Annotated in this window: 9 protein-coding genes and 1 pseudogene; 9 read left to right on the top strand and 1 reads right to left on the bottom strand. The window is 33.1% G+C overall.

Going from position 1 to position 10,512, the window contains the following annotated elements; genetic code table 11:
- Positions 1 to 355: 355 nt before the first annotated feature.
- The 4 genes from JOD96_RS22275 (at position 356) to JOD96_RS22260 (ending at position 4,080) form a co-directional block, all read left to right on the top strand.
- Entirely contained in the window at positions 356 to 502 is a 147-nt protein-coding gene (locus JOD96_RS22275) for a hypothetical protein (protein ID WP_209566437.1), read from the top strand.
- A 7-nt stretch (positions 503 to 509) separates the two neighbouring features.
- Positions 510 to 968, top strand: a complete 459-nt coding sequence (locus JOD96_RS22270) for a pyridoxamine 5'-phosphate oxidase family protein (protein WP_245188482.1) — start codon at positions 510 to 512, stop codon at positions 966 to 968.
- A 541-nt stretch (positions 969 to 1,509) separates the two neighbouring features.
- The gene (locus JOD96_RS22265; RefSeq protein ID WP_209566436.1) at positions 1,510 to 3,369 is read left to right on the top strand and encodes a T9SS type A sorting domain-containing protein; all 1,860 of its coding nucleotides are present in this window, start codon (positions 1,510 to 1,512) and stop codon (positions 3,367 to 3,369) included.
- 75 nt (positions 3,370 to 3,444) lie between these two features.
- Positions 3,445 to 4,080, top strand: coding sequence for a sugar-binding protein (locus tag JOD96_RS22260; protein WP_209566435.1), 636 nt, complete (start codon positions 3,445 to 3,447; stop codon positions 4,078 to 4,080).
- 180 nt (positions 4,081 to 4,260) lie between these two features.
- On the opposite strand, the gene JOD96_RS22255 is transcribed toward JOD96_RS22260, so the two are convergent.
- On the bottom strand, positions 4,261 to 5,301 hold the full coding sequence (locus tag JOD96_RS22255) for a substrate-binding domain-containing protein (protein WP_209566434.1): 1,041 nt from the start codon (positions 5,299 to 5,301) through the stop codon (positions 4,261 to 4,263).
- Between the two features lie 317 nt (positions 5,302 to 5,618).
- Between JOD96_RS22255 and JOD96_RS22250 the strand changes: the two genes are divergently transcribed.
- The 5 genes and pseudogenes from JOD96_RS22250 to JOD96_RS22230 form a co-directional block, all read left to right on the top strand.
- The gene (locus tag JOD96_RS22250; protein WP_209566433.1) at positions 5,619 to 6,527 is read left to right on the top strand and encodes a sugar phosphate nucleotidyltransferase; all 909 of its coding nucleotides are present in this window, start codon (positions 5,619 to 5,621) and stop codon (positions 6,525 to 6,527) included.
- 1 nt (position 6,528) lies between these two features.
- Positions 6,529 to 7,632 carry a phosphotransferase enzyme family protein gene (locus JOD96_RS22245; protein ID WP_209566432.1) on the top strand — a complete coding sequence of 368 codons (1,104 nt, stop codon included), beginning with the start codon at positions 6,529 to 6,531 and terminating at the stop codon, positions 7,630 to 7,632.
- 5 nt (positions 7,633 to 7,637) lie between these two features.
- Positions 7,638 to 8,564 (top strand): NAD-dependent epimerase/dehydratase family protein, encoded by a 927-nt coding sequence (locus tag JOD96_RS22240; protein WP_209566431.1) that lies wholly within the window; start codon positions 7,638 to 7,640, stop codon positions 8,562 to 8,564.
- Between the two features lie 35 nt (positions 8,565 to 8,599).
- Positions 8,600 to 9,973 (top strand): sugar MFS transporter, encoded by a 1,374-nt coding sequence (locus JOD96_RS22235; RefSeq protein WP_245188481.1) that lies wholly within the window; start codon positions 8,600 to 8,602, stop codon positions 9,971 to 9,973.
- A 261-nt stretch (positions 9,974 to 10,234) separates the two neighbouring features.
- Positions 10,235 to 10,512 (top strand): annotated as a pseudogene (locus JOD96_RS22230) (glucosamine-6-phosphate deaminase); the annotation flags it as partial.

The raw sequence follows: 10,512 nt of genomic DNA, 5'->3' as shown, positions 1-10,512 counted from the left end.
GAGAAGGTCAATAAAAGAATCCTGCATTTCTATGTGTTTTTAAAATACAAATATCTAGATTTTAATATTTCCCCACAACAATATGTATTGATCCGTTTTTATCACAAAATTAGTTATTATTTAATTCATGATATAAGCTGTTCCTCTTAATTGAACCATTTTTTAGCTTTTCTCCTAATGCTGCTTTTCATGAAAACTCTTGCAGATCATTATAATGGCTTCTCAGACTTATAATATTCAATTTTAATATTTTCAACCTGAAAGATTTTTTGTAGGTTGAAAACGTTTTAATTAAAGCATTCATTAGGCTTTAAATTCAACCATAATAAATTTATAACAATTTAAATTTTCAATTATGAATTACGGACAATTAGCCTTTTCAGATGCCATAAAAAAAATGCAGGAAGATGCTGGAAGCAGAAACTCTTATGATCGAATGGAAAAAATGTCTGCTGTGAATGGATTTACAAATAACGAAATTACCTTTATAGGAGAGAGATAGTTTTTATATGGCCAGTTTTGGAGAAAATAAGTATCCATACGTTCAGCATCGTGGAGGACCTGCAGGATTTATTAAAGTGATTGATAATAAGACAATTGGAATTGTTGACTTTTCAGGCAACCAGCAGTATATTTCTACGGGTAATATTTCTAAAAATGAAAAGGTAGCTTTAATTATGGTTTCTTATCCGCAGAGAGCCAGATTAAAGCTTTATGCGCATGCGAGAATTGTTAGCCTGGAAGAGAATAATATATTATATAATCTTTTAGAACCTAAAGACTATAAGTTTCGTCCGGAACAAATGATGGTTTTTGAAATTCAGGCTTACGACTGGAACTGTCCACAGCATATTACTCCGCGTTATACTGCTGCAGAAATTGAGCAGGCATTATTACCGCAGAAAAAATATATTTCTGATTTGGAAAATAAGGTAAAAGAACTTGAATTGAAATTATCCCAAAAATAAATACTGATTATGTATTGGTTTAAATTTTGAGATTCAAATTTAGAACTGGTGAAGCAACAATCTATTTTTTTATAGACTGCTTAATTTACACAGTGATTTTTTTTTATAAAAGTCATTTGAGTCTTAATTAAATCCTGCCTTTTTAAAATTCCCACTTCATAACGAGTAATCTAATTTCATTTTTGAATAAAAAAAGATTATTTTATTTTTTTGTAAATATTTAAAAGCTATTTTAATGTAGTCAAATACTTATTTATGCTCGAGCACACTTTTTTAACTTAGTATTTATTGTTACTGGTATAGGAAAAATATTATAAATATTAAAAAAACTTATTTTTTTTGTGTTCGAACACATTTTTTTACGTTTTTCTATTGGTAATTAAAATTCATTATTTACATTCGTCTGAAATAAGCTACTTTATGTTTTTTTTTAAATATGATAATTGTTTTTCAATAAACAATTTGAGCTTATTTGTTATGTAGAAATATTGCAATATTTAATCATAGATTTTTTTAAAATTATTAACCCAAAATCAAGATTATGAAAATCAGGAAAATTACATTAATTATTTTATTTTGCTTTGTTCAGGGTTTTTCCCAAACATATGTATCAACAACTGGTAATGATGCAACAGGCACTGGTACAGCAGCTTTACCCTTTAAGACTATTGTAAAAGGAGTTCAGGCCGCACCTTCAGGCGGAACAGTATTGGTACTTTCCGGAACTTATCCTGTAACAGGCCCAATTTTTGTTGGAAAACCATTAACAATTCAAAAAAGTGGTTCAGGAGCCGTAGTGGTCAATGCTTCTGGCTGGACCAGTACAGATCCTTATGTATTAGGAATTGTTAATACAAGTAATGTTACTATCGACGGTTTAACGATTTCAAACAAAATTGGTAACGGTAGTAAAGGAATTTGGATTCTGGCCAATTCTGGTGCTATAGCTAATTTAAATAATATTACAATCAAAAATTGTATCGTTAAAAACATTGGCTGGATTAGTAATAATCTTTCTTCAATTCCTGCCAATAGCGGTATTGTAGCCAATGCCATTAAAGTGGATGGAGGAAATGGTACTTACGCCATTACTAACGTTAAAATCGATGATAACGAAGTAAGTAATTGCGCTACAGGTTGGGGAGAAGCTGTTACGGTAACCGGAAACGTAAATGGTTTTTCGGTATCCAGAAATACAGTTTATGACATTGCCAATATTGGAATTGTAGCCGCAGGAAACTATACTTCGACGGGAGCTGCAAGTAATAATCAGGCAAGAAATGGTGTTATTGCCTCAAATGAAGTTTTTGAATGTATGAGCGCTGTTGCCAATAGCGCGGGTATTTATCTCGACGGAGCATTAAATTGTAAGGTTGAAAGAAATGAAGTATATAATTGCGGAGTTGGGCTTGCTGTAGGTGCGGAACAAAATACGGCAACAGGAAATGGAGGTGCAGCTACAGGACACATTATAAACAATAACTCAGTTTATAACAATGTGGTAACCGGTGCAATTTTCGGCGGAGTTATAGGAAGCGGTTATTCAACAAGCGTTGGGGATACAAAAATTTTCAATAATACTTTTTATAAAAACAGAACAGGTGCTGTTATTAATGGTATTACGACAATTGGAGGAATAGCAGTAGGAACAATTGCTGACATTTATGGAGGCGAAGTCCATCTTCAAAATAGTTCTGGAATTACCTTTAAAAACAATATTTTGTATGCAACAAATGGTAAAAAAATACTTTTAGCATCTTCCGGATATACAGTTTCGGGTTTCGTATCGAACTATAATTTATTTTACAGAGAAGGAAATACAGATTACACTATTGATTTGACCGGAGTAAGTTTTAATGGCAGTTCAACAACAGCATCATATAACCCTTCGACATTTGCAGCAGCAACCGGACAGGATGTAAATTCTGTAGTAGGAACACCAGGATTTGTAAATGCAGCAGCTTTTAATTTTACCTTAACCTCCGGAGCTTTTGCGACAGACAAAGGAGATCCAACGTATAATGCTACGTATTCCGGAACATTAGATTTTGATGATGATATCCGTAAAAGAAATGGCCGTATCGATATTGGATGTTCTGAATTGCAAATTGGGTCGACAGCTAAAAAAGCGGTAACAGCTGAAACGGCAAAAGAAATTGCGCCAGGTTTTGCCATTTTTCCGAACCCTGCTTCAGATGAAATTAATATTAATTTTGGAAAAGAAATACAGTCGGTTACCGTTTCTGTATTAGATTTAAACGGTCAGGTTCTTTTACAAGGCCAATATAAGGCAACGAATTCGGTAAGAATTAATATTTCCGATTTGCAAAAAACACAATTAGTTATTCTTCAAATTAATGCTGATAACGAAATAACTAATAATAAAATTTACTTGAAATAAATGCAGATTAGGGAGCAGAGTATATTCATATTTTGCTCCCTTTTTTTATTTTTCAAAATTGCTTACCTTTTTAGAATGAAAAATTACACTGTAAACCGTATCGGAAAAAACATTTTGCAAATAAATGGGCTGGGAGATAATCCTTTTTGGAATCAAGCAGAAATTCTAATCGATTTTATTTCTCCCTGGAATGATACAAAACCCGAAAAAATTGAGATGAGAGCTTTATGGGATACAGAGAATATCTTTTTTTGTTATACCGTTTATGATGCCAAAATTCATATCGACAGAAAAGATGATTCTGTAGACAGCATTGCAGAATCTGACAGAGTAGAAATATTTTTCAGAAGAGATGAAACTCTAAATCCATATTATTGTTTAGAGATCGATCCCACGCCACGTATCATGGATTTTATCGCTTATCCCAACAAGAAATTTGATTATGACTGGAATTGGCCAGAGAATGATCTTATTGTAAAATCAAGCACAAAAGAGAGTTGCTTTGTTGTCGAAATAGGCATCAGCATTCAATCGCTGAATAACTTTCATTTAATTAAAAACAACATTATCCAAGCCGGGCTTTTTAGAGCAAAATATACAAAGCAACAAAATAATCTTTTTGAGCCAACATGGATTTCATGGATAAATCCAAATACAGAAACGCCTAATTTTCATATTGCCAGTTCTTTTGGTACTTTGACTTTAGTTTAAAATTAGCTGAATTTAACCGCAAAGTTCACTAAGATATTTTTTTAATCTCGCAAAGTCGCGAAGGCGCAAAGAAAAACTTAAAAAAAGAAAAACTTTGCGACTCTGCGAGTTTGCGAGAAATAATTTAGCGTGCTTTGCGTAAACTTTTGCCTACTTTGCAGTTAAATTACGCTGAATAGTTTATAAAAAATAATCCTTAGCGTTTTCAGTATTAATAATATCAATTGGCAAAAGTTTTAGGGCGCTAATTTCTTTTTCAAAAATAAAATGCTCAATCAAACTCGTTGTTCCTAAATAAGCTTGTCTTTTTGGATTTTGATGAATCAGAAAGTCAATCGTTTTATTATTTAAATACTCAAGATTATTTTCCAGTAAATCATAACCCACAAGCGCAATTTTTCTTTCAGGGTTTTTGGCAATAATTTTAGCTACCTGATACGCTTTTGAAGTCGTAACAAAAAGCCCTTTAATTTGAGGATTTGATTCTAAAAATTCTTTAAGGGTAGTTTTAAATTGAGGATGTTTTACTTTGAAAGTTTTAATTTCAAATTTACCTTTTTCAAACGTATCAAAATAATCCCTGAAACCCTTTTCCTTTTCCTGCATGTGAATCGCATTCTCATAATCTTCATCAATATGTACAATAGCGATAGTTCCTTTCTGAATCAATAAATCAAGCAATCTTGCCGCAATTCTGCCGCTTTGAAATAAATCCTGGCCAACAAAACTTTTTATTGCGCTGGATTTAAGCTGGTTATTGAAGATACTCGAAATTATACCTTTTGAATTGTATGTTTCAATAGCGTCAATCGCTTCTTTATGAAATAACGGAACTAATAAAACAGCATCCGGTGACGCATTCAAAACAGCTTTATTTGTTTCTACAAACGATGCCGTGCTTGTGGCATCAAACAAGAAAATTTCTACCTTAACATTAAAAGATTTAAACTCCTTTTTGGCTTCATTTATACCATCAATACACGGCTGCCAATACGGATCGTTTTTAGAATCCGGAAGCAAAACACATATAGAATAGATTTGAGTTTTCTTTAAACTTCTTGCCATTAAATTGGGCTGATAATCAATCTTATCCAAAACCTCATTTACTTTGTCAAGAGCATCTTGAGAGACTTTTCCTCTTTTATGCAAAACACGATCTACAGTGCCTTTAGAAACACCTGCAAGTTCTGCAATATCCTTAATAGTATAAATTTTTTCCATATAGAAACAAATATATATAAAAATCAAATATCTAAAAATATTAAATTTTATGTGTTCGAAAACATTTTAATTGTGTTCGAGCACATTTTAACAGTATTTTCTTTTTTTATAAAATATTAATATATATTTTAGCCGAATATTAATCATATAGTTTATGATATTAACGCAAATATTGTCAGATTAATATTTATTTTTCTATTTATAAGAGAAGTTGATAATGTCTCATTGTTTTTTAAATGATTTCTTTTTTTGAAAAAATTAAAGGAGAAAAATTAATCCAAAAAATAAAATAATAAACCAACTAATATACTATTTAAATGAGCAAAAGTAAACCTACTCTCGTGATTTTGGCGGCAGGTATTGGAAGTCGATATGGAGGATTAAAGCAGCTGGATACATTCACTCCTCAAGGAGATACGATTATGGATTTTTCTATATATGATGCATTGCAGGCAGGCTTTGGAAAATTTGTATTTATTATAAGTAAAAACATTGAAGAAGAGTGTAAAGAAATGTTCAATAAAAAACTGGAAGGAAAAGCAGAAGTAGGATACGTTTTTCAGGAAATTGACAATATTCCCGCAAAATATCAGAACCCGGAAAGAAAAAAGCCCTGGGGAACAGGACACGCATTGTTGATGGCTAAAGACGAAGTAACCGAAAATTTTGCCATTATAAACGCCGATGATTTTTACGGAAAAGAAGCTTTTGAGATCATGGCAAAAGCCTTAACAGAAATGGATAAAGAATCATACCATTTTAATATGATGGCTTATTTGCTTAAGAATACAGTATCTGATCATGGTTTTGTTTCAAGAGGAGAATGCCAGGTTGATGAAAATAATTTTCTGACAGATGTTACCGAGCGTACACATATCGAAAAAATAAATGGCAGACTGATGCGCAAAGACGATAACGGCGAATTTATTCCGATTGATGAAAATACCATAGTATCCATGAATTTCTGGGGATTTACACCAAAATGTTTTGAGTTTGGAGGTGTCCTGTTTGAAGAATTCCTTCAGGAAAATGAAAATGATCTAAAAGCAGAATTCTTTATTACATCCGTAGTAAACGAAATTTTAAAATCAGAAAACGCATCTCTTGAAGTACTTCAGTCCAATGCAAAATGGTTTGGCGTTACCTACAAGGAAGATAAGGAAATTGTAAAAAAAGAAATTGAGAAATTAAGAGCCCAAAAAGTTTATCCAACAAATCTCTGGTAATATGGCAGCAGAACATTTAAAATTTATATTCGACCAGTTCGACCATATAGAGGTTTTCAAAGAATTTGATGAATTGGCTTCGGGTCATATCAATGATACGTATTTAATTACTACTGATAGCCATAGGAAGTTTATTTTACAGCGTATAAATAATGGTGTTTTTAAAGATGTTCCCGGGCTTATCGCTAATAAGGTCGCCGTGAGCAAACATTTACGTAAAAAACTAAAATATTTATCTGAAGAAGAACTAAAACGCAGGGTTTTAACTTTTATTGGTACAAAAAAAGGTGTTTTTTATTATCATGACAAAGAGGGAAACTTCTGGAATATGATGGTTTATATCGAAGGGAGCTTAACTTTTGAAACCGTTAATAATGAAGAAATTGCTTATGAAGGAGGAAAATTGTTTGGCGAATTTCTAAACCTTACCAGTGATTTTGATGCCAGAAAATTGACAGAAGTAATTCCGAATTTTCATAATATGGCGTTTCGTTATGCACAGTTTGACAGAGCTTTAAAAGAAGCTTCAGAGCAACGAATTGAACAGGCAAAAAAATGCATTAATCTCGTTCATGAACTGAAGGAAGAAATGCATATTTTGCAAAATCTAAAAGATAACGGAAAAATAAAACTACGAGTTACCCATAACGATACCAAAATATCAAATGCCCTTTTTGATACCAATAAAAAAGGACTTTGTGTTATTGATACCGACACTGTTATGCCGGGAATTGTGCATTATGATTTTGGAGACGCCATTAGAACGATTTGCAATACAGCTGCAGAAGATGAGCAAAATCTGGAACTTGTCAATTTTAACCTGCAGTATTACAAAGCATATGTAAAAGGTTTTCTGGAGAAAACAAATTCATCACTTTCATTATTAGAGATAAAATACCTTCCGCTTGGAGCAAAAATGATGGTGTTTATTATGGCATTACGTTTTTTGACTGATTTTTTAAATGATGATGTTTACTATAAAACAGAATACCCAGAGCACAATCTGAATCGTTCTAAAAATCAGTTTAAACTAATTGAAAGTCTTTCGGAACAATTTAAAGAAATGGAAGATTATAATTTGAATTTTATTGGATCATTAAAATAATAAAAATGAAAAAATACGTAATTACCGGCGGTGCAGGCTTTATAGGAAGCCACATTGCCGAACATTTATCAATTCAAGGTCATCAGGTTACTATTTTAGATAGTTTGAGAACAGGTTTTGAACACAATCTGGACGGGCTGAATGTTGATTTTGTAAAAGGAGATATTCGTGATGAGAATTTAGTAAACGAACTAGTAAATGGAGCATCAGGAATTTTTCATCTGGCAGCTTTGGTAAGCGTTCCTGAATCGCTTTTGAAAATAAAAGAATGTATTGAGATCAATACCATTGGGACAATTAATATTCTCGAAGCTGCCAAAAAAAATACAAATTGTAAAGTCGTGCTTTCAACTTCTGCAGCAAATTACGGAAATAACCCTGTTTTACCGAAAGTAGAAACCATGTTACCGGAGCCAATGACACCTTACGCGATTACAAAACTTGACGGAGAATATTATTTAAAAATGTATCTCGATCAATATCAGGTCCCAACAGCCTCTTTGCGTTACTTTAATGTCTTTGGACCTCGCCAGAATCCCGAATCGGCTTATGCGGCAGCTGTGCCAATTTTTATTAATAAAGCGCTACAGAACGAACCCATAACTATTTATGGGGACGGATTACAAACCAGAGATTTTATTTATGTAAAAGATGTGGTAAAAGCCAATATTCTGGCCTCTCAAAAAGGAAATGAAACCTATAATGTTGCATTGGGACAAAGCACCTCAGTTCTGGAACTGGCAGAAAAAATCATAAAAATTACCAACTCAAAATCGCAGATAAAATTTCTCGAAGAAAGGCCCGGTGATATCAAACATTCTAAAGCCAATCCAGAAAAGTTTAACCAATTGGGTTTCAAACCAGAATATACAATTGATAAAGCTTTGGAAGAAACCATTCTTTTTTACCATCAGGAATTGGTAAGCAAATAAAATTGAAAACAATAACTAACCCAAAAACAAAAAACATGTCACAAATCGATATTACTTTAAAAAAAGAACAAAGGAGTACTTTGATTCCAATGGTTATTTTAACTTCATTATTTTTTATTTTTGGATTTGTAACCTGGTTAAACGGACCACTAATTCCGTTTTTTAAATTAGCTTGTGAACTAACCGAATCACAATCGTATTTTGTGACTTTTGCTTTTTATATTGCTTATTTCGTAATGGCAATTCCGTCCTCATTTTTAATAGAAAAAGTAGGCTATAAAAACGGAATTTCAGTAGGGTTACTGATTATTGCTGTTGGAGCATTATTGTTTTATCCCGCAGCAGCTACACGAACTTTTAGCTTTTTTCTGATCGCTTTATTTGTAATGGGAACCGGATTAGCCGTTTTGCAGACTGCTTCAAATCCATATGTTGTAGTAATTGGCCCGCGCGAAAGTGCCGCAGCAAGAATCAGCGTTTTGGGTATTGCCAATAAGTTGGCAGGATTTCTGGCTCCATTATTACTAACGGCATTGGTATTATCAAATATTGGTGACTATTCTGCAGATAAAATCGCCATGATGAGCTCCGTTCAAAAAGAAACGGCACTTGATATATTAGCCTTGCAATTGCAAACGCCTTATATATACATGGCCGCAATTATGTTAGTTTTGGCCGTTTTGGTGAAATTTTCCCCACTTCCCGAAATCAATTTAGACAATGAAGGACAAGTAGAACATTTGAGCATATTTAAACAAATAAAAGAAGCTTTCAAACATCCGCAATTGGTTTTTGGGGTAATTACGTTAATGGTTTATATCGCTGCCGAAGTTTTGGCCGGTGATTCCATCGGAGGTTTCGGAAAGCAATTGGGAGTTTATGGCGAAAGTGGCGCTTTTTATCTAAAGCTAACGTCCTTTACCATGACCGCTATGGTGGTGGGTTATGTTTTAGGTATTACACTTATTCCTAAATATGTTTCGCAGGTTTTTGCTTTAAAAGTATCTGGTTTTTTAGGTATTATTTTAGTCGCTTTGATCGTAATGCTTTCTCCAAAAATAATGATTCAGTTGCCTGGAATACCGCAATTGCCTTTAATTATCATTTTGGTTTCACTTCTAGGATTAGCTAATGCGCTTTGCTGGCCGGCAATTTGGCCAATGGCGCTTCAGGATTTGGGCGGATTTACAAAAATTGGAGGCGCCATATTAATCATGGGAATTATTGGCGGAGCAGTTTTTCCTTTGCTTTATGGTTTATTGGCTGATCATATCAATACTGCAAACCAAGCCGCAGGAATTACTGAAACAGCAAAAAGTGGTAATCAATTAGCATATTTGATATTATTGCCAGCGTACTTAATGATTGTGTTTTTTGCCTTTAAAGGGCATAAATACAGGAAATGGTAATTATTATTAGCTCAAAGTTTGTCATTTAGAGGAACGAGAAATCACTCTGGAAGCGGCACAGATTGATGATTTTTTTTGCGGAGTTTCTAGTGTGGTCCTTCCTCCGTCAGGATGACAAAGCTTAGACAAGCATAACATTTTTTTCAACATTACAATCAAGCACTCAAATTTGTATTGAACGTGTTCAGGCATAACTTATGCCTTTTTTATCGCAAAGGCAATTTTAAAATTAAAGAAAAACACAATAAAATATATTTCAAAATGATAAAAAGTAATATAGACAAAGCAACAGGATTCGAAAAGCGATTCGAGAACATCAATACTGTTGTCTTTGAAAATTCTTTAGATGCATCAAAAGCTGTTGCCAAAGAAATAGCAGCTTTAATTCAGGAAAAACAAAAGGAAAATAAACCTTGTATTTTAGGTTTGGCAACAGGTTCCTCCCCAAAAGGATTGTATGCAGAACTGGTGCGTCTGCACAAAGAAGAAGGCCTGAGTTTCAAAAACGTAATCAGTTTCAATCTCGATGAATATTATCC

It is taken from the genome of Flavobacterium sp. 1355, assembly GCF_017833415.1.
Classification (GTDB): domain Bacteria; phylum Bacteroidota; class Bacteroidia; order Flavobacteriales; family Flavobacteriaceae; genus Flavobacterium.
This window is presented reverse-complemented; position numbering and strand designations above follow the sequence as displayed.